At 64.8% G+C, this 19,716-nt stretch carries 15 protein-coding genes; 8 read left to right on the forward strand and 7 right to left on the reverse strand.

Features of this window, described 5'->3' with window-relative positions; translation table 11 throughout:
- Window positions 1-151 precede the first annotated feature (151 nt).
- From C477_RS24750 to C477_RS15890, 3 genes are all read right to left on the reverse strand, one after another.
- Entirely contained in the window at window positions 152-286 is a 135-nt protein-coding gene (locus tag C477_RS24750) for a DUF7128 family protein (protein ID WP_008895538.1), read from the reverse strand.
- A gap of 59 nt (window positions 287-345) precedes the next feature.
- Entirely contained in the window at window positions 346-849 is a 504-nt protein-coding gene (locus tag C477_RS15885) for an SHOCT domain-containing protein (protein ID WP_008895539.1), read from the reverse strand.
- Between the two features lie 86 nt (window positions 850-935).
- The gene (locus C477_RS15890; protein WP_008895540.1) at window positions 936-1,844 is read right to left on the reverse strand and encodes a ribonucleotide-diphosphate reductase subunit beta; all 909 of its coding nucleotides are present in this window, start codon (window positions 1,842-1,844) and stop codon (window positions 936-938) included.
- Window positions 1,845-1,924: 80 nt separating this feature from the next.
- On the opposite strand from C477_RS15890, the gene C477_RS15895 reads away from it, so the two are divergent.
- Together C477_RS15895 and C477_RS15900 are read left to right on the forward strand one after the other, a co-directional pair.
- Entirely contained in the window at window positions 1,925-2,560 is a 636-nt protein-coding gene (locus tag C477_RS15895; RefSeq protein ID WP_008895541.1) for a helix-turn-helix domain-containing protein, read from the forward strand.
- A gap of 77 nt (window positions 2,561-2,637) precedes the next feature.
- Complete coding sequence (locus tag C477_RS15900; protein WP_008895542.1) at window positions 2,638-4,857, forward strand: AAA family ATPase; 2,220 nt, start codon at window positions 2,638-2,640, stop codon at window positions 4,855-4,857.
- 38 nt (window positions 4,858-4,895) lie between these two features.
- Here the strand turns inward: C477_RS15900 and C477_RS15905 are convergent, their stop codons facing one another.
- A complete protein-coding gene (locus C477_RS15905) occupies window positions 4,896-5,423 on the reverse strand; it encodes a DUF7382 domain-containing protein (RefSeq protein ID WP_008895543.1) in 528 nt (175 codons plus the stop codon).
- 75 nt (window positions 5,424-5,498) lie between these two features.
- Here C477_RS15905 and C477_RS15910 point away from each other — a divergent pair, with 75 nt between their 5' ends.
- The 5 genes from C477_RS15910 to C477_RS15925 all read left to right on the forward strand — a co-directional run bounded on the left by C477_RS15910 (window position 5,499) and on the right by C477_RS15925 (window position 14,218).
- A complete protein-coding gene (locus tag C477_RS15910) occupies window positions 5,499-6,086 on the forward strand; it encodes a DUF7311 family protein (RefSeq protein ID WP_008895544.1) in 588 nt (195 codons plus the stop codon).
- 32 nt (window positions 6,087-6,118) lie between these two features.
- Window positions 6,119-8,065: a type II/IV secretion system ATPase subunit gene (locus C477_RS15915; RefSeq protein ID WP_008895545.1), complete on the forward strand. Its 1,947-nt coding sequence runs from the start codon at window positions 6,119-6,121 to the stop codon at window positions 8,063-8,065.
- A 7-nt stretch (window positions 8,066-8,072) separates the two neighbouring features.
- A complete protein-coding gene (locus C477_RS15920; protein ID WP_008895546.1) occupies window positions 8,073-9,887 on the forward strand; it encodes a type II secretion system F family protein in 1,815 nt (604 codons plus the stop codon).
- A gap of 147 nt (window positions 9,888-10,034) precedes the next feature.
- Window positions 10,035-11,222 carry an orc1/cdc6 family replication initiation protein gene (locus C477_RS23035; RefSeq protein ID WP_008895547.1) on the forward strand — a complete coding sequence of 396 codons (1,188 nt, stop codon included), beginning with the start codon at window positions 10,035-10,037 and terminating at the stop codon, window positions 11,220-11,222.
- Between the two features lie 1,016 nt (window positions 11,223-12,238).
- Window positions 12,239-14,218, forward strand: a complete 1,980-nt coding sequence (locus tag C477_RS15925; protein WP_008895548.1) for a DEAD/DEAH box helicase — start codon at window positions 12,239-12,241, stop codon at window positions 14,216-14,218.
- Here the strand turns inward: C477_RS15925 and C477_RS15930 are convergent, their stop codons facing one another.
- Both C477_RS15930 and C477_RS15935 read right to left on the reverse strand, forming a co-directional pair.
- Window positions 14,219-14,689 (reverse strand): hypothetical protein, encoded by a 471-nt coding sequence (locus tag C477_RS15930; protein WP_008895549.1) that lies wholly within the window; start codon window positions 14,687-14,689, stop codon window positions 14,219-14,221. It abuts the gene before it with no gap.
- Window positions 14,679-15,515 (reverse strand): ParA family protein, encoded by an 837-nt coding sequence (locus tag C477_RS15935; RefSeq protein ID WP_008895550.1) that lies wholly within the window; start codon window positions 15,513-15,515, stop codon window positions 14,679-14,681. Before C477_RS15935 ends, C477_RS15930 begins: the two co-directional genes overlap by 11 nt.
- 1,031 nt (window positions 15,516-16,546) lie before the next feature.
- On the opposite strand from C477_RS15935, the gene C477_RS15940 reads away from it, so the two are divergent.
- Entirely contained in the window at window positions 16,547-18,394 is a 1,848-nt protein-coding gene (locus C477_RS15940; RefSeq protein ID WP_008895551.1) for a helicase HerA domain-containing protein, read from the forward strand.
- Window positions 18,395-18,404: 10 nt separating this feature from the next.
- Here C477_RS15940 and C477_RS15945 read toward each other — a convergent pair whose 3' ends face one another.
- Window positions 18,405-19,514 (reverse strand): DegT/DnrJ/EryC1/StrS family aminotransferase, encoded by a 1,110-nt coding sequence (locus C477_RS15945; RefSeq protein WP_008895552.1) that lies wholly within the window; start codon window positions 19,512-19,514, stop codon window positions 18,405-18,407.
- Window positions 19,515-19,716 lie beyond the last annotated feature (202 nt).

Genomic DNA, 19,716 nt, shown 5'->3' on the forward strand with positions numbered 1-19,716 from the left:
TTCGTCACCACTCTCCGTCCGTCGCCACCGTGTTCGAGCTATCAGTCCGCGCTACAATCACACGTGTGCCGCCTACGACCTGTTCCGGACTCTCGAGTTCGAACACACGCTCGAGCCGGATGACCGGCGCCGCGGCGTCGACGCCGGTCGCTTACTGGATGTACGACGGGTCGGAGTCGTCGCAGTGGTTCTCGTGTTCGGTCGCGTCTGACTTCTCGTCGAACAGCAGCCCGCAGGTCTCGCACTCCCACCAGGTCGCGTCGTCGCGCTCCGTCTGGAGTACCATGGGGAAGCAGTCACCGCGAACGGCAAAATGCGTTTCTCCGAATCTGGAGCCGCTATTCGTTACTTATCGATCTCGACGTTCGTGTGCGTATTCGACCGCGACTTCGCGTCCGCGGCGTCGTCGTCCAGCAGTCGCTGCATCTCGCGTTCGAACTCAGCCTCGGTGATCTCGCCGTCGACGTACTGCTCTTTGAGTTGCTGTCTGCGATCCTCAGTCGTCGGCTCGACTCGCTCCGAGGCGTCGAACTGCCGCAGGACGGGATACTCGCGCTCGAGGCGCTCGACGATCGACGCCAGCCGGTCGCTCCGGGGAATCGATTTGGTCCGGAGGACGGAGACGACCGTCGCGACCAGAAACGTGACCGCGATCAGTCCCAGAACGATCGCGGCGACGACCCACTCGGCGGCCGCCCCGAGCATCGCCAGCACGAGGACCTCCTCGCTGTAGGTCTCGCCTCCCGAGAGCACGGAGAGCGCGTCGAAGAGACCCAGTAGTCCGACGCCGACCAGTAGAATTCCGGTGACGACGAAGCCGCCGAAGTACAGCCAGTGACGCGATGCCATATGCGATAGTCAGCCACGAGACAAAGTAAGTGTACGGGGTCGGTCCGTCGAAACAGATCCCTGCCCGGGTACCGCTGCCAACGGGTCTACGCGTCGAGTTCGGTCAGTTCTTCGACGTCCGGAATCTTCTCGCTCGCGGTCGTGATCTGTTGCATGCGCTGTTCGTGTTTGTTATACGCGTACTCGGCGAGGTCAGACGGGCTCGGACCGGGGCCCGCCTCGGTGCTGGCCCCACCCTCGCCGGCGAGACTGTCCTGGACGAGCGGCACCAGTTCGTCGACCGTGTCACGGAGCACGTCGGGATCGACCTCGCCGTCCACCACGAACGACTTGAGCTGGGTCATCCCGAAGCCGACGTGGCGACCCTCGTCGCTGCGGACCAGTTTGAGCCCCTCGACCAGCCCCGGCAGATCGGGGAGGTCGGATTCCTGCTCCCCGTACGCGAGGGTCAGCCCGTAGTAACCCGTCTGCGCGAGGATGCCCTCGATCGTCAGATGGTAGTGACAGTGGGCCTTCGCGCGGTTCTCCGGCGTGTCGTCCTCGAGCAAGCGCGCCATCGCCCGTTCGTTGCGCTCGAAGAGTTCGTCGTAGGGGTCGTTGAACCACCGCTCGTCGGTCGGCGACGACCGTTCCTGCCCGCGGCGGTCCTCCTCCGCGTGGATCACCTCCCGCCAGTAGCGGTCGAAGAAGTCGGTGTGTTTCGACTCCTCGTAGAGTTGGGTCGTGATGAACAGCTGGTCCTCGATATCCTCGAGGACGACCGCCAGCGGCGCGAGGTCCTCGGTCACCGACTCTTCGCCGGCGCCGAACAGCGCCAGCGACCGTTTCAGCCCCTCGAACGCCGGGTCCGGGAGTTCGGCGGCGCCCTCACGGTCCGCCTCGAGATCGATCTCGTGGGGGTCCCAATGCTTCTCGACGGCGTTCCGGTAGTATCGATGGGAACGCGTCGACGAATCCAGTCGCATCTCGGGTCGTGCATCGCGCGTCATGTTCATGTGAGTATACGCTCGAGATCCCGATGAACTTGTATCTAATACAGTAGGGTGTTTAAGTAATATCAGACGCACGTGATCGCATGGGGCTCATCGCGGAGTTCAGATTGACGTCGCTCGATCTCCCACTGACGGACGCGGTCGCGGCCGTCCCCGAGGTGACGGTCTACATCGAACGAATCCTCGTCGTCGATCCCGATCGACCCGTCGTCCTCTGTCGGGTCGTCGACGACTCCGACGACGAATTCGGCGCCGCGTTGGCCGACGATCCCACGGTCGCAGAGCACATCCCGCTGGACGAATCGAGCGGCAGCACGTTCTACCGGATCAAACTTCGCAATCCGCCGGTCCCGATCTACCGAAAGTACGTCGAACTCGGCACCACGCCGCTCGACGGAATCGTGACCGTCGACGGCTGGTGGGGACGCGCCCGATTCCCCGGCCGCGAGGCGCTGGCCGAGTACCGCGCGTTCTGCGTCGATCGGGGCGCGTCCTTCCAACTCGAGCGACTCACACGGGAATCGACGGCGGACGATCCACCGTTCGGCCTCACGCGGGAACAATACGACGCGCTCGTCGCGGCCCAGGACGCGGGCTACTTCGCGGTACCGCGGGAGGCGTCGACCGAGGAAATCGGCGAGCGACTGGGGATTTCGGGACCGTCTGCCTCCGAGCGCATTCGTCGGGGGATCGATCGGTTGCTCGAGAACGCGCTGTAGCAGGACAGCGCATCGATTCGACGTCAACGTCGATTGACAGGACAATTCTCAAGGCGACGCGGGCGAAAGCACCCTCCATGAGCGAGTCGGATTCGGACGGCGTTTCGCTGACGGTTCGAGCCGCTGAAAAGCGAGACGCCGGGCGCGGCGTCGCACGGATCCCGGAATTAGCGCGGCGCCAGCTCGGCGTGTTGAGCGGCGACACCGTCGTCATCGACGGCGAGACGGCGACCGTCGCGAAGATGTGGCCGGCCGATCCGTCGGTCCCGGAAAACGTCATCCAGATCGACGGGGACACGCGCGCGAACGCCGGCGCGCACGTCGGGGATACGGTCACCGTTCGGACGAAGGATACGTCGACGATCGCCGAGGCCGAGCGCGTGACGCTGACGCCGCCGCCGACGCTGACGGACGACCAGGTAGCGGCCGCCGAACGCGAGGCGACCAAGATCCTCCGCAACCGACCCGTGCGAGCCGGCGAACAGATCCGAATCGAGGGCGTTGATCAGGAGCCGTTCCGCGTCACCGACACCGATCCCGACGGCGACGTCCGCATCACGAGCACGACGACGGTCCGGATCGTCGGCGGCGACGCGGGAGCGAGTAGCGGGGCCTCGAGGACCGGCCGGAGCGACGGGCGAAATCGCGATGAGGGGACGAGCGGGTCGGCGACGGACGGTACGGCCGCGACCGCGCCGACGGAACCCACCTCCGGCGTCACCTACGAGGACATCGGCGGGTTGGACGAGGAACTCGAGCTCGTCCGAGAGATGATCGAACTCCCGCTCTCCGAGCCCGAGCTGTTCCGCCGGCTCGGCGTCGATCCGCCCTCCGGCGTCCTGCTGTACGGCCCGCCGGGCACCGGGAAGACGCTGATCGCCCGCGCGGTCGCCAACGAGGTCGACGCCAACTTCGAGACGGTCTCCGGGCCGGAGATCATGTCGAAGTATAAGGGCGAGAGCGAAGAACGGCTCCGCGAGGTGTTCGAGCGCGCCGAGGAGAACGCGCCGACGATCATCTTCTTCGACGAGATCGACTCCATCGCCGGCCAGCGCGACGACGACGGCGACGCCGAGAACCGGATCGTCGGCCAGCTACTGACCCTGATGGACGGCCTCGACGCCCGGGGCGAAGTCATCGTCATCGGCGCCACGAACCGCGTCGACACGATCGATCCCGCGCTCCGTCGGGGCGGCCGCTTCGACCGCGAGATTCAGATCGGCGTCCCCGATGCGGACGGCCGCAGAGAGATACTCGAGGTCCACACCCGCGGGATGCCCCTGGCCGACGACGTCAGCGTCGACGCGCTCGCCCGCCGAACGCACGGGTTCGTCGGCGCGGACCTCGATTCGGTCGTCAGCGAGGCCGCGATGGCGGCGATCCGCGGGCGGCCGACCGAGAGCGACGAGCGAGCGGCGTGGAATCGGGAACCGACGGTCCACAAGCGCCACTTCGACGAAGCGTTGGCCTCGATCGAACCCTCCGCGATGCGCGAGTACGTCGCCGAATCGCCCAACACCGACTTCGCGGATGTCGGCGGCCTCGAGGAGGCCAAACAGCTGCTCCGGGAGTCCGTCGAGTGGCCGCTGACCTACGACCGGCTGTTCGAGGAGACCAACACCCAGCCGCCGTCGGGCGTGCTCCTCCACGGACCGCCGGGGACTGGAAAGACGTTACTCGCACGCGCGCTCGCGGGCGAGACCGACGTCAACTTCGTCCGCGTCGACGGCCCCGAGATCGTCGACCGCTACGTCGGGGAATCAGAGAAAGCGATCCGCGAGGTGTTCGAGCGCGCCCGCCAGTCCGCGCCATCGATCGTCTTCTTCGACGAGATCGACGCGATCACGAGCGCCCGCGGCGAGGGCAACGAAGTCACCGAGCGAGTCGTCTCCCAACTGCTGACGGAACTCGACGGAATGCGGGAGAACCCCAACCTCGTCGTGCTGGCCGCGACGAATCGCAAGGACCAGATCGATCCCGCCTTGCTCCGCCCCGGGCGACTCGACACCCACGTCTTCGTCGGCGAACCCGACCGCGAGGCCCGCGAGAAGATCCTCGCGGTCCACACCCGCGGCAAGCCGCTGGCCGACGACGTCGACGTCGCGGACCTGGCCGACGAACTCGAGGGCTACACCGGCGCGGACCTCGAGGCGCTCGTCCGGACAGCCTCGATGCAGGCGATCCGGGAGGTCGCCGAGGCGTACGACCCCGAGGACGCCAACGAACGCGCCGACGAGGTCGTCATCGAGCGCCGGCATCTCGAGGCGGCGCGGGAGAGCAGCGCGCCGACGCGGTAGCGGGATCGCCACACCACCGCGTCCGCTGTTCTCGTGTCTTAGAAGTCCGACGCGACTCGGATTTCGGGGTTGGGCTGTTCGTCGATGTAGTTGCTGTCCGACGGCGGGATCACCTCGAGTTCGATCGTGCCGATGTCCTGGTCGGCCCGGAGGCTCTGGTCCCCGTCGAACTCAAGGAGCGCCTCGTGGTCCTCGAGACCCGTCCTGTTTCCCGTCTCGGCTTCGACGACGCCGTCGAGTTGTGCCGAACCGGCCGTCGCGATCACCCTCGCGTTTTCGACGTTGTTGCCGTTCTCGTCGATGACCGAGACTTTGACCTCGCCGTCCGCCCCGGTCGCGTCCGCCTCGACGAGTTCGTCCTCGATCTCGACGGAGACTTCCGTATCGCCGACGTCGCCGATGCCGCCGAGCATGTTGAGCATGAGCGCCAGCGCGGCGACGCCGACGACCAGGGCGATGACCAGCCGAATCGGTAACCCTTCGATCGCGCGGTCGTCCCCGCCGAACGAACGCCGCGAGCGGTGCGTCCTGTCGGCGACGTCCGCCGCCGATTGATCCGAAACCATACGCCCCCCTGGCCCCGGCTTCGCACTTAAACTACAGACCGACGGTTTACGTACGAAGAGACGGCCAGCAGATGCGTGATCCGCTACGTTCTCGCAGCGGTCCTCTCGCTCGCGCTGCTTGCGGCCGCCGTCCCCGCACTCGAGTACGGCGCCGCGATGAACACCGAGCGAACGCTCGATACGGGCGTCGAGAACCTCGACCGAGCGGCGACGTCGCTCGCCGCGAACGACGACCCCACGCCCGACACGCACCCGGATCCGCAGCGGGTCGTCACCGTCTCGCTCCCCGAAGGCTCGCTGACGACGGCGGGCGTCGACCACTTCGAGGTCGTTCCCCGCGAGGACGGCAACTTCAGCGCCGCGCGGTACGTCCTCGAAGACGGCACANGGGTCGTCACCGTCTCGCTCCCCGAAGGCTCGCTGACGACGGCGGGCGTCGACCACTTCGAGGTCGTTCCCCGCGAGGACGGCAACTTCAGCGCCGCGCGGTACGTCCTCGAAGACGGCACGACCCGGACGGCGACCATCGACGAGCCGATCGTCTGGCTCGAGCCGACGGAGAACAAACCGATCGAACTCGGTGGCGCAGGGGAGCGAGAGCTCGTGTTGACGCTGGAAACGGACGCGAACGACGAGCCAGTCGTCGTCGCGCGGCGGGCGTGAGTTTATACCGGAACGCGCGGCCAGTGGCCCCCATGACGGGAAACGGAACCACAGGCGGCCTTCGATCGGTTCTCGGCGGATTCGGCGTCGACCGCGTGTTCGATGGCCTCGATCGATTCGGCGACTCGGAGCCGCCGGACGCGTGTTCGTGTCGCGTCGCCATGGCGGACGAGACCCTCGTCCTCGACGCCGGCGACTGCGACGGTGACCTCGCGACCGCGCCCGCGTGTCGCCGAACGGTCGTCGACGCGCTGACCGACCGCGACGCCCGCCGGATCGTCGTTCGGACGAACGGCCTCGAGTACCAGTACCGCGGCCGCGGCGTCGACCTGCTCGCCGCGGCGGGGCGGTTCGTCGACCGACTGGGGGATCGAGACGAAGCATTGCTTGCGACCGCACGGCGGGATCCGCTCGCGATCGCCGACGAATTCGGACCGCGAACCGGCGTCGATACCGACATCGTTCGCGAATCGGCGCTCGTCGACGTCGCACGAGGGATCGAGAACTACGATGCAGTGCTGTCCCCGACGGTCGGACTCACGATCGGCCACTACCGGATCGATCCGACGATCCCGGACGACACGCGGTTGCGGGACGGTCGGTCGCTCGAGACGGGCAGCGACGTGCGGATCTACGACCGACCCGGCGGCGTCACGGCGTACGCGCTCGACGTCGTCGATCTGATCCTTTCGGCGACCGAACGGTCGCGTCTCCTCGAGGGCTACGAGGCCGTCGCTGAGGGGGCGGTCAGCGGCGAACGCGCGGCCCCGCGGGCGATCGAACACGTCACCGACGGACCGGCCGATTCGCTGGAGATGGACATTCTCACGAAGCATACGAGCGGATACGGAATTCTCGAGGACCTGTTCGCCGATCCCCGGCTCTCGGACGTCTACGTGACGTCGCCTGTGGACCGAAACCCGCTCCGCGTCATCGTCGACGGCGAGTCGATGGCGACGAACGTCTATCTGACGTCCGAGGGCGCACGCGCGCTCGCGTCCCGGGTGCGGCGGACGAGCGGTCGCGCGTTCTCGCGGGCGAATCCGACGGTCGACGCGACGGCGGTCCTCGAGAACGGCACCGGCGTCCGCGTCGCCGGCGTCACCGATCCGGTCGCCGACGGCGTCGCCTTCGCGTTTCGAGAGCGGACGGACGATCGGTTCACGCTCCCCGAACTCGTCGCGAACGGAACGGTGCCGGCGGAAGCGGCGGCGTTCCTCTCGGTCGCCGTCGAACGAAACGCCGCCGGCTTGATCGCCGGCACCCGCGGCGCGGGAAAGACGACGCTGCTCGGGACGCTGTTGTACGAACTGCACCCCGAGACGCGAACGGTCCTGCTCGAGGACACGCCCGAGCTCCCGGTCGCTGCGCTCCAGTCGGTCGGTCGAAACGTGCAGGCGCTGCGCACTGGCAGCGAGGACGGACCGGAGATCACCCCCACGGAGGCGCTGAGAACCGCGCTTCGCCTCGGCGACGGCGCGCTCGTGGTCGGCGAGATCAGAGGCGAGGAGGCCCGCGTGCTCTACGAGGCGATGCGGGTCGGCGCCAACGCCAACGCGGTCCTCGGAACGATCCACGGCGACGGCGCCGGTGAGGTCTACGAACGCGTCGTCTCCGACCTCGGCGTCGCGCCCTCCTCGTTCGGTGCGACGGATCTGATCGTCACCGTTCAGTCCCGGCACACGTCCGAGGGCCGACGACGGCGGCTCGCCCGCATCGAAGAGGTCATCAGCGACGGCGACGATCACTGGTTCGAACCGCTGTACGAACTCGAGGACGGAGCCACCGCACCAACTGGCCGGATCGATCGCGGCGAGAGCCGACTCGTCGATCGGCTCGCCGGGCCGGACGAAACCTACGCCGACGTTCGCCGTTCGCTCGAGACGCGGACGAACCAACTGGCGGCGCTCGCGGCGGACGGGCGGACGAGCCCGCAAGAAGTCGCCACGGCCTGCGCCGAGCGGCAGTACGAGCGGTGATCGATCGATGGCCCGCTCATCCGACTCCGCTACCGTGTCCGGCACCGCCGCAACCGAAATCGGTGGCGGCACCGAGGGTACGGACGAACGCTCCGATACCGCGTCCGCCGACTGGCGCGTGGCGCTCGTTCGCTCGCTCGCCGCGCTCTATCCCGCCGCCGTCGAGCCGTCCAACGACCTCGAGGAAGCGCTCTCGTTCGTTGACTCGCCCCACGACGCCGAGACGGTCGTTCGGGCGGGATACGGGGCCGGACTGCTCGCGGCGATGCCGCCGCTTCTCCTAGTGGCACTCGGTGCACCGCTCTCGTTCGTGCTGTTTTTCGTTCTCGTGACGCCAGTCGCGACGACCTCCGCCGTACGTTCGTTCCCGCGACTGCAGGCCGCGTTCCGGCGGACGGAAGCGCTCGGCGAGACGCCGAATCTCATCGGCCGCGCCGTCCTCCGCATGCAGATCCAGCCGTCGCTCGAGAGCGCCGTCCGGTTCGCAGCCGACACCGGAACCGGTCCGCTCGCCGACGACCTCGCGGCGCACATCGACCGCTCGATCGGGACGCCGGAGACGGGGCTGCTCTCGTTTACCGAGGCGTGGGCCGACCGGTTCCCGGCGCTTCGGCGCTCGGCGCACCTGCTCGCGGCGGCCCAGGACGCGCCGGCGGGCGAACGCGAGCGGACGCTCGATCGCTCGCTCGCGGCGGTCCTCGACGGAACACGCAGCCAGATGGCGGAATTTACGGCCTCGATCCGGACGCTGACGACCGGGCTGTTCGCGTTCGGGATCATGCTCCCGCTCGCGCTGATCGCGCTCGTCCCGACCGTCCCGATGGTCGGTGTCTCGATCAACATCTGGGTCCTAATCCTTCTCTACAACGTCGCGTTGCCGGCCTGTCTGGTCGTCGCGGGGCTGTACCTGCTCGTCCGCCGGCCGGTCGCGTTTCCGCCGCCGACGATCGGGCGCGACCATCCCGACGTTCCCGATCGGCTGTGGCTCCGGGCGCTGTGGGGCGTCCTCGCCGGGATCGGCGTCTACGCGATCGTGGACGCGGTCGGCCCCGCGCACCTCGCGTCGATCGTCGCCGGCGGCTTCGCGGTCGGCGTCGCGCTGCTGGCCGTCTACGGTCCGATCCTCGCGGTCCGTCACTACGTTCGCGACGTCGAGGATCACCTCACCGACGCCCTCTACATCGTCGGCCGGCAGGTCTCCGACGGCGAGTCCGTCGAGTCGGCCGTCGAACTCGCGGCAACCCGCGTCCCGGGGGAAACCGGCTCCGTCTTCGAACGCGCCGCCGGACTGCAGCGACGCCTCCGGATCGGCGTCGAATCTGCGTTTCTTGGCCCCCACGGCGCGCTCGAGGACGTTCCCAGTCCCCGCGCTCGAGGCACGGCCGCGCTGTTGGCGATCGCGTCGAAGGAGGGCAAGCCCGCCGGGCGCGCGATCGTCTCGATGGCCGATCACTTAGAGGACCTCTCGGAGGTCGAAGCCGAGACGAAACGGGACCTCGCGGAGGTGACGGGGACGCTCGACGCCACGGCCGCGTACTTCGCGCCGATGGTCGCCGGCGTCACCGTCGGGATGGCCGCGATGATGGCGAGCCAGAACGTGTTCACCTCGAGCGAGGTCGACGCGGCCGCGTTCCCCGCCGAACCCCTCGCGATCGTGATCGGGATCTACCTGATCATGCTGTGTTTCATCCTGCTGCCGCTCTCGATCGCCCTGCGACACGGCGTCGATCGGGCGCTGATCGGCTACCACGTCGGCCGCGCGCTGACGACGTCGATGGTGCTGTACGCGGTGACCGTCGGGTGTATCGATTTCTTCCTCTGATTTAGCGTGCCGCAATACAGCGGCGTCACGAATGGTAGGCAAAGTAGCTATCAGCGGAAGTGGTGGGGTTAGGGGTTTATAAAAGATAGTAAACAGCGGAAGCAGCGGAACCAAAGGTTAAGTGGGATGGCTGAAATTTAGTTGCCAATGACTGACTTTGGATTTAAACCGACCGGACGCATCTTTGATGAGCGAGAAGCGTTACTCGAGGAGTGGACGCCGAAGAACCTCGTCGGTCGGGATGAAGAACTCTCACAATACCACGCTGCACTCCAGCCAGTAATCGAAGGTGAAACACCCTCTAACATTTTCCTCTACGGAAAAAGTGGCGTCGGCAAAACTGCAGCGACTCGGTTCCTTCTCCGACTTCTCGAACGGGACGCAGAAGATGTTGACGGCCTCGATTTACACACCGTTGAAGTCAACTGTGACGGCCTCAACTCTAGTTACCAAACTGGTGTTGCGCTCGTAAACGAACTCCGTGCTCCAGCGAATCAAATCTCCAATACTGGCTATCCGCAAGCGTCGGTCTACCAATTTCTATTCGACGAACTCGAGAAACTCGGTGGCACTGTTCTCATCGTCCTCGACGAAGTGGACCATATTCAAGATGATAGTCTACTGTACAAACTCCCACGTGCCCGCTCGAACGGCGACGTTACGAACTCACGGATCGGTGTCATTGGCATTTCGAACGATTTGAATTTTCGCAACCGACTGAGTTCGAAGGTCCGCTCCAGTCTCTGTGAAAAAGAGGTCTCGTTTAGCGCATACGATGCGAACGAACTCCAAGAAGTACTTCGTCAACGCAAAGAAGTCGCCTTCAAAGATGGTGTACTTGAGGAAGGGGTCATCGAAATGTGTGCTGCCTATGGTGCGAAAGACTCCGGAGACGCTCGGAAAGCATTGGATCTACTGCTCGAAAGCGGAGACATCGCTCGCGAAAGCAACGATGAGTTTGTTACGGAGGCCCACGTCCGCAATGCGAGGAAACGCCTCCAGACCGATCAAGTGATCGAGGGAATCAGTAACTACTCGAGACACGGTCAACTGGTCCTCTGGGCACTTACAATTCTGGAAGAAGAGGGGGAAACACCAGCACGAACGCGGGATATCCGGGAATCATACGAAAAACTCTGCAGTCGTGATGGAAGCGATCCTATTTCTAATAGGGCAGTCCGCGAATATCTAGCAGAATTAGAAACGCTCGGACTTATCTCATCGACGCAGATCAATCGCGGAATAAGTGGCGGAAAATTCAAAGAGCACAAACTAGCTCAGTCGGTTTCGAGTGTGAAAAGTGGATTAGAAGAGTCTCTCGAGTCGACGCCCTGACACACCCACCCCACTGGTTCCGCTGTTAGGCTAACGCACCCACCCCATCGGTTCCGCTGTTAGACTCGAACAGGTGAACTCACTCACGGCCTAGCTCTCATAACGGCTATTAAAATCAGTACTAATAAGTAATATAGGAGAAAATTAATCCATAGTACGTTCATCACAGAACAAAAATACCCTCCCCATAGGGAGGGTAGTGTAGTCGTTCATTCGCTAACAGCGGAACCAGTGGGGTGGGTGGGTCCACAGAAGACACTTTCATTGGAAACAGCGGAACTGGTGGGTAAGAGGTTTCGACCAAATGGAATGCATATCGTAGTACAACTTCTGAACTCTGCCAGGTTCCATTTTGGCTCATTACGAGGAATTCTCTACCCGATATATTAGTTACATCTCACTCATTCCTTGATGCCTAGAACAGATACCTCAGCGATATTTGAATAGATAGCATCAGTAGATCATCGTTGTATAGATGTCTAGTCATAACTCAACAGAGTTCCCGTAATCAATCTTCACTCGGTACGAGGGGTGTGGGTGACCGCAAATTCGCTCGGTGCCTGGGTGTCTCGGACACGGTCCCCAGTGGTCTGAAGAATGTACAGCCCCGACCTCGCTATTCGACAATTGCAGTAGTAGATAGACACCCGTCCGTGCGCTAACAGCGGAACTGGTGGGGTGGGAGCACCCCCGAAATACGCGACAGCGGAAGCAACGGAACTGGTGGTATCGAGCGATCAGGTGCGGAATCGCAATTGGAAAGATAGGTACTCGAGACCAGTCCCCCCGTATTCGACTGTTCTCGAGAGTGAGACACCCCCGCTTCATCTGCTCTGCTACGATAACACAGCACATGCTTCGTCAGACTCGAGAGGAACGGCAGACACACCACTGTTTCATGTGTTCTCACAAGCGGACACACCACCGCTTCATCTGTTCTTTAGCATAGATCACTTACCGTCCATCCAATCACGTCGAACGAAATCGGTTTACCCGCACCGCCGTTACGACCGTCAGTGACCGACGAACGTGCTTCGGAAGCGACTGGTGGCGAGAGCCAGCGACCCGAGGATCCAGCGGCCGACGGGGACAACGATCCCACCGGAGACGAGCAGTTCACGCTCGCGGACTTCCACGACGCATCGCAGGAGGCTGGTCGACCCGTGCTCACCGCCGCGGCACTCTCCCGCGCGCTCGAACTTCCCCAGGAACGGGCCCGCAACGCGCTCGAGACCCTCGCGGACCGGAACGAGGTCGAACGACTCTCCGTCGAGACGGATCCCGTCGTCTGGTATCCCAGCGAACTCGAGGATCTGACCGACCGGGAGCGCGTCGTCGTCTTTCCGAAGCGCCGCGAGATCATCGTCGACCGGCCGGACCAGTTCACTCGCGCACAGCTCGCCCAGTTCGCCCACCTCGCGGACGGGAACGGCGACCAGGGGTATCGCTACGTCGTCAGGCCCGAGGACATCTGGCAGGCGCCCCACGACTCCTGGGAGAACCTGGCCCGGACGATGCGCCAGGCCCTCGGACAGCGCTCGGAGGGACTCGAGGAGTGGGTCCGCAGCCAGTGGGATCGGGCCCACCAGTTCCGGCTGGCGACCCACGAGGACGGCTACACCGTTCTCGAAGCGAAGAGCCCCGAAGTGATGGGGAACGTCGCCCGCCAGAAGCTCGACGAGGAACACGTCCACGCGCCGATTTCGGATACCGAGGACTGGGTCCGGGAGGGCTCGGAAGCCGCGATCAAGCGGATCCTCTACGAGGCGGGCTACCCGGTACAGGATCACCGCGAACTCGAGTCCGGCGAGGAACTTCCCATCGATCTCGGGGTTCGACTGCGGGACTACCAGCGGACCTGGGTCGATCGGTTCGCGGAGGCCGGCGAGGGCGTCTTCGTCGGCCCGCCGGGCAGCGGGAAAACGGTCGCCGCGATGGGGGCGATGGCCCACGTCGAGGGCGAAACCCTGATTCTGGTACCGAGTCGCGATCTGGCCCGACAGTGGGCCGACACGATCCTCGAGTACACGTCGCTCGAACCGGAGCAGATCGGCCAGTACCACGGGGGGCGCAAGGAGGTCCGCCCGGTGACGATCGCGACCTACCAGATCGCGGGGATGGATCGGCACCGCTCGCTGTTCGACGACCGCGAGTGGGGGCTGGTGATCTTCGACGAGTGCCAGCACGTCCCGTCGGACGTCTACCGCCGGAGTACCCATCTGCAGTCCAAACACCGGCTCGGCCTCTCTGCGAGCCCGATCCGGGAGGACGACCGTCAGCAGGAGATCTTCACCCTCGTGGGCCCGCCGATCGGCACCGACTGGGAGGCGCTGTTCGAGGCCGGCTTCGTCGCCGAACCGGAACTCGAGATCCGCTACGTTCCGTGGGGCGACGACGAGCAGGGGAACGCCTACGCCTCCGCGGACGGCCAGGAGAAGTACCGGATCGCCGCGAAGAACCGCGGGAAGGTCGACGAAGTGCGATACCTGCTGTCGGCCCACCCCGACTCGAAGGCGCTGGTGTTCGTCGACTACCTAGAACAGGGGAAAGAGCTCTCGAGCGCGCTGGACGTCCCCTTCCTCAGCGGCGAGACGCCCCACCACGAGCGCCGGCGGTTGCTCGACGAGTTCCGCCGGAACGAGCGGGACCTCCTCATCGTTTCGCGGGTCGGCGACGAGGGGATCGACCTCCCGACGGCCGACCTGGCGATCGTCGCCTCGGGGCTCGGCGGCTCGAGGCGGCAGGGAACCCAGCGGGCCGGGCGGACGATGCGCCCCGCCGGCGGCGCGCTCGTCTACGTGCTCGCGACGCGAGGGACCCGCGAGGAGGACTTCGCCCGCAAACAGCTCCAGCACCTCGGTCGCAAGGGGATGACGATCCGCGAGCAGAACGTCGAACGCGGCGAGGGCTCCGAAGCCGACGATGTCGACGAAACCGATGACACCGGCACGAACGACGAGGCTGACGGGGTCGACGGGAGCGTCGCCGACGAGTAGCTACTCCTCTCGAGCCTCGAGGACCTCGTCGATCACGCCCTCGGTGTCCCCGGCCGCGAGCCGAAAGACGGCGTCGTAGAACTCGCGACCGGTCAGATCGCGAACGTCGTGGTCCGTCCGCAGCTGTGCATCTACTAACGCGCGCGCGTCGTCCAGATCGGCGAGCGTCTCCGGACGGACGTACACCGTCTTCTTCTCGGTCGCGTCGAACGGGAACGCCGTCGGATCGTTATCGCCGGTATCGTCCTCACCATCGGCATCGGATTCCGCCGTCTCGGCGCTCGAGTCCGACTCGGACCCGCTCGAGTCGCCGCCGGTCTCGGAGTCGGATACGGACGGATCGTCTTCGACCGTCGGCGAATCGGTCTTCTTGCTCGAGGACTCGTCGGCCGCCGATTCGGCGTCCGACCCCTCGCCGGGGTCGTCCTCGACGGCATCGCTCAGTCCGGCGAAGCGGTTGTCATCGGGCATCGTCGACACCTCCGCGCTCGACGATGGCGGCGAGTTCGTCCAACCGGTCGAGCATGTCGTTGTCGGGGTCGTACTCGGCGAGCGGGACGCCCTCGCGCCAGGCCCGGCGGAAGGCGATCCGCTCGCGCAGGCCGGGGCCGGGCGAGTCCGGATCGTCGAAGTGCTCCGAGCGGGCGAACTGGGGGAGGAACTCGCCGAACTGGGACTCCTCTAAGTCGGTGATGATGCGCTTTTCCTCGTTGTCGCCGGCCAGCGAGTTGGGGACGATCGCCATGATGTCGAGATCGATCTCCTTGCGGATCGGCCCGATCTGCTGGGTGTACATCCGCTCGAAGCCGCTGACGCTGGGCTCGCTCATCCGCAGCGGGACGATGACGTTCTGGGTGGAGATGAGCGAGGCGTCGGCCAGCGGCCCGAGGTTCGGCGGCGAGTCGACGACGACGTAGTCGTAGGTCTCGCCGAGCACCGGATCGACGATCTCGTTTCGGATCCAGAGTTCGCCGAAGGTCGCGCTGCGGATGCTGTTCTCGACGCTGTCTAGATCCTCGTGGGCCGGTAGGACGTCGAACGCGCCAGCCGAGCGGATCACGTCGCCGAGCGTCGTCTCGGTACTGTCCTCTAAGACGTCCCCGATGTGAACGTCGCTCGTGTAGGCGTCGCTCAGGCCGACGCCTTCGGTGGCGTTGCCCTGCTGGTCTAAGTCCACGAGCAGGACGTCGTTGTCGCGGTTGGCGAGTCGTTCGGCGAGGTTGATCGCGAGGGTCGTCTTGCCGACGCCGCCCTTCTGCAGGGCGACGCTGACGGCGCGTGGGGTTTCAGTCGTCATGCGTGGGAAGGTCCGTCGCCGCGGCCGATCTCGAGCGGGAGCGGTGCGAACGGTTCGAACGTTGGAAACCGCTTCCACCGTGTACACTGTGTAGAATGTGCAAACCGTCTTGAATCCGCGGGCGGTCGGCCCCGATCGGTTCGAAGCGGGATTCCGCGGACGGCGTTCCGCGGTCGCTGCGGACACGGTCGTCCACGGTCCGAACGTCGGAAGCAGTCTAAACGGTTCGGGCCTCGAGCACGGTTCAAACGGTGTCCACAGTTTAGACTGTGTCGGTCGAGCGGGATCTGGTCGGTAGCCGTCCGCGCGAACGTCGCTCGAGGTGGAAACCGTCTACACAGTGGAGACATTGGATCAGTCACGGTCGTGATCGACGCGATCGGACGCGACGAGTAACACGCCTATCATTCGGGTAAGATAACTTAACAGTAGTGGAAACAGTCTACACATTCTATACTGTGTGAACGGTGTGCCGTCCCATATGACTCGACACAGTGTAGACGGTGTAGTTCTCAGCCGGTCTTCAATCAGGATACCAGATTTACAATCGGTTATTGGTATTTTAAGAGGTTTACACAGTTTAGACATTGTAGAAAGTGTAGAGCGTGTGCAAATCTCAAGCGGTGCACACAGCCTACGAATTGTACACGGTACTCGTACGGCGAGGAACCGAACTGAAACGCCGAGGCGACCGACTCCTGTCAGTCGAACTCGAGGGCGACACTCCACTGTTTAGAATGTTCACACAGTTTGAACTGTCTAATATTCCAGGCGGTATACGAAACCGACAGCTCGAGCAGATACAGTTGTACAGGACGTCAGGTTGGTAGTATGAAAATCGATTCATTCGTACGGAAGATACTCGACACAGTGTAGACAGTTCACACATTGTACACCGCCTCGACTGTGAGAGGAAACAGCGACCGGTCCGGAGGACCGGTGGAATCACCGGACGAGGCCAATATTCAAGGTGCCGTATTGGGAGTGTACCCATATATGACTACGTCGCGCGCGCTCGAGGTGAGTGGTCGGTGAGCGACCAGCGCCAGATTCTGGTCGGCGAAACCGACGACGGGTCGGAGCTGCGGCTCCCGGTCGTCGAACTGCTGACCGGTCGCGGGTTCGTCACCGGCAAGTCGGGATCCGGGAAGTCGAACACCGCGTCGGTCATCGCCGAGGAGTTACTCGAGGCCGGCTTCCCCCTCCTGATCGTCGACACCGACGGCGAGTACTACGGGCTCAAAGAGGAGTACGAGATGCTCCACGCCGGCGCCGACGAGGAGTGCGACATCCAGATCGGCCCGGAGCACGCCGAACAGATGGCGAGCCTCGCACTCGAGGAGAACGTCCCGATCATTCTCGACGTCTCGGGGTACCTCGACGAGGACGTGGCCGACGAACTGCTGCGCAAGATCGCTCGCCAACTGTTCGTCAAGGAGAAGAAGATGAAGAAGCCCTTCCTCCTCGTGGTCGAGGAGGTCCACGAGTACATCCCGGAGGGTGGCGGCGTCGGCGAGACGGGGAACCTGCTGATCAAGATCAGCAAGCGCGGCCGCAAACACGGGCTGGGCATTCTGGGGATCAGCCAGCGGCCCGCCGACGTCAAGAAGGACTTCATCACGCAGGCCAACTGGCTCGTCTGGCACCGGCTGACCTGGGACAACGACACCAAGGTCGTCGGGCGGATCATCGACACCGAGTACTCGGAACTCGTCTCCGAACTGAACGACGGGCAGGCGTTCGTCCAGACCGACTGGACCGAGGTCGACGTCCGGAAGGTCCAGTTCCGCCGCAAGCGGACCTTCGACGCGGGCGCGACCCCCGGACTCGACGACTTCGAGCGACCCGAACTGAAGTCGGTCTCCGACGCGCTGGTCGGTGACCTCGAGAACATCTCCGAGCGCAAGGAGCGCGAGCAGGACCGGATCAACGAACTCGAGAACGAACTCGAGAAGAAGGAAAAGCGGATCGAGACCCTGGAGGACGAACTCGAGTCGGCGCGGGACGTCTCGTCGGCGGCCAAGCAGATGGCCGACGCGCTGACCGGGAAGGAGACGGTCCAGGCCCAACTCGGCGGCGGCAGCGACGAGGAACTGCGTCGCCTCCACGACGAGATCGTCGACCTCGAGGACGAGCGCGACGAGCTTCGAGCGGAACTCGAGGAGCGAGACGAGCGCATCGAGACGCTGGAGACGACCCTCGAGTCGCGAACGGAGACCGTCGAGCGACTCCGCGAGGAAAACGAGCGGCTTCTGGATCGCGTTCGCGAACTCGAGGAGACCGAGTCCGAGCCCGAGACGACCACGACGGAGTCGGACGACGAGATCGTCCACGCCGGCGGCGACGCCATCGAGTTCGGGTTCACGTCGATCCGCGAAGAACTCGAGAAGCGGGACGAGGCGACGAGCGACGGCGACCGCGACAGGACCACGCGAGACGACACCGAGCGGACGGGGTTCGAACGGAACGCGGTCGAACGGAACAAGGCCGAATCGAATGCGGCCGAACGGAACAAGACCGAACCGAACGCGGCCGAACCAAACGAGGCCGAGCGAGACGAACGGGCGACAACTGCGAGCGAAGGCCCGTCGTTCGAAGCCCTGTTCGAGGGCGATTGGATCGACGAGCGACTCGAGACGGCGGCCGGGCAGTCCCAGTGTACGGCGGCGACCGGACGACGCGCGCTGGCCGTCCTGGCCCGAGACGGACCGCTCGAGACGGCGGTCCTCGCCGAACGGGTCGATCGATCGACGGTCGCCGTTCAGAGTCTCCTCTCGGAACTGCGGACCGAGGGCGTCCTCGATCGGCCCACCGAACGGACCTACACGCTCAGTGACGACGTCCGCGGGGAGCTGACCGCCGCGGCGCGGGTCGACTAACGTTCGCGACTCACCATCGAAGCCGGTCGGCGACGGCCTCGATCGCAGCCGGGTCGACTCCCTGATGGACCGGCAGGGCGACGGTCTCTCGAGCCAGTCGCCGCGCGACCGCGTAGGCCGGATCGTCGCGGACGGTCGCGGCGAGTCGCGGCCACGTATGCGCGGCGACCCCGCACCGCTCGAGCGCCGCGACGAGTCGCTGCGGCGAGTCCGTCCGGAGAGGGAAGACCTGCGGACAGATCCCCTCTGGAAGGGTTTCGTGGTAGATTTCGACGCCGGACCGGGAATCGAAGCAGCGTCGCCACGCGAGGTAGTTGGTCCGGCGGGCGCGCCGGATTGCCGTCGGATCGGCGGCGTCGACGACGGCCGCCGAGACCCTCGACATCGGCGTCTTGCCGGCCTCGTACCGCGCCTTCGGATCCGGGACCGACGCCGATCGCTCGGCGATCAGCCGCTCGACCGTCCGGCGGACCGTCGCGTTCGCTTCGAGGAGGTCGCCGGCGACCGACTCGAGGACGTGCCGGCAGTCGTCGACCCCGAGCTCGTCGCGGACGCCGGCGAACGACGACGGCTCGAGTCGAGCGGCGACGGACTCGTCGTTACAGTAGAGGACGGCGCCGTCCGGAATCGGCAACAGCTTTCGGAGGCTCGTGATACCGAGGTGGCCTCGGGTGCCGAGTAACGTGCCGTTATCGACGCTGATCGGTGCGTGCGCGTTGTCGTCGACGTGGTAGCAGTCGCGGTCGTCGAGCAGCGACGCGACCGCTTCGAGCCCGGACTGGGGAAACCCGAAGTAGTCGACCGTCACGACCGCGGCCGTCTCGTCGTCGAGTCGCTCGACGAGGTCGGCGCGGTTCGGGGCGAGCGTCTCCCGAACGCGGTAGTACCGGGGCTCGAGCGCGAGATCGCGAAACGGTTCGACGACCGCGTCCGGCAGGTACGCGGGAACGAGGACGTTCTCGCCGGGAGAGACGAGTCCGGCGAGCCCATCGTAGAGCGCTGCCTTTCCGGAGCCGTAGAACGCGAAATCAGTAGTGTAACGCTCGATGACCGGTCCGATTCCCGTCGCCCGCCGGCCGGCCGGCGTTCGGGCGAGCAGCGACGGCTGCTCACTGATCATGGTGGTATCCCATCGAAGGACGGTATATATCGCGGTGACCCTCTCGACCGAAATGCTGGGATTGACGAGATCGTGGGTATCGAAACCATATCACAAAGTCTGGGCAATAGATAATTACTCGAGGACACCATCGGAAATACCCGTCGTTGCCGTGAGCAGTCTAAACATACGGGAACAAAACAATCGGATAACAAAACAGGGG

This window comes from Haloterrigena salina JCM 13891 (genome assembly GCF_000337495.1).
In the GTDB taxonomy this organism is placed as follows: domain Archaea; phylum Halobacteriota; class Halobacteria; order Halobacteriales; family Natrialbaceae; genus Haloterrigena; species Haloterrigena salina.

Coding starts and splice junctions, on each gene's coding strand:
- C477_RS15920 (WP_008895546.1), top strand. CDS start 8,073: ATGGCCCGCTCATCCGACTCCGCTACCGTGTCCGGCACCGCCGCAACC.
- C477_RS15895 (WP_008895541.1), top strand. CDS start 1,925: ATGGGGCTCATCGCGGAGTTCAGATTGACGTCGCTCGATCTCCCACTG.
- C477_RS15900 (WP_008895542.1), top strand. CDS start 2,638: ATGAGCGAGTCGGATTCGGACGGCGTTTCGCTGACGGTTCGAGCCGCT.
- C477_RS24750 (WP_008895538.1), bottom strand. CDS start 286: ATGGTACTCCAGACGGAGCGCGACGACGCGACCTGGTGGGAGTGCGAG.
- C477_RS15915 (WP_008895545.1), top strand. CDS start 6,119: ATGACGGGAAACGGAACCACAGGCGGCCTTCGATCGGTTCTCGGCGGA.
- C477_RS15885 (WP_008895539.1), bottom strand. CDS start 849: ATGGCATCGCGTCACTGGCTGTACTTCGGCGGCTTCGTCGTCACCGGA.
- C477_RS15935 (WP_008895550.1), bottom strand. CDS start 15,515: ATGACGACTGAAACCCCACGCGCCGTCAGCGTCGCCCTGCAGAAGGGC.
- C477_RS15945 (WP_008895552.1), bottom strand. CDS start 19,514: ATGATCAGTGAGCAGCCGTCGCTGCTCGCCCGAACGCCGGCCGGCCGG.
- C477_RS15905 (WP_008895543.1), bottom strand. CDS start 5,423: ATGGTTTCGGATCAATCGGCGGCGGACGTCGCCGACAGGACGCACCGC.
- C477_RS23035 (WP_008895547.1), top strand. CDS start 10,035: ATGACTGACTTTGGATTTAAACCGACCGGACGCATCTTTGATGAGCGA.
- C477_RS15930 (WP_008895549.1), bottom strand. CDS start 14,689: ATGCCCGATGACAACCGCTTCGCCGGACTGAGCGATGCCGTCGAGGAC.
- C477_RS15890 (WP_008895540.1), bottom strand. CDS start 1,844: ATGAACATGACGCGCGATGCACGACCCGAGATGCGACTGGATTCGTCG.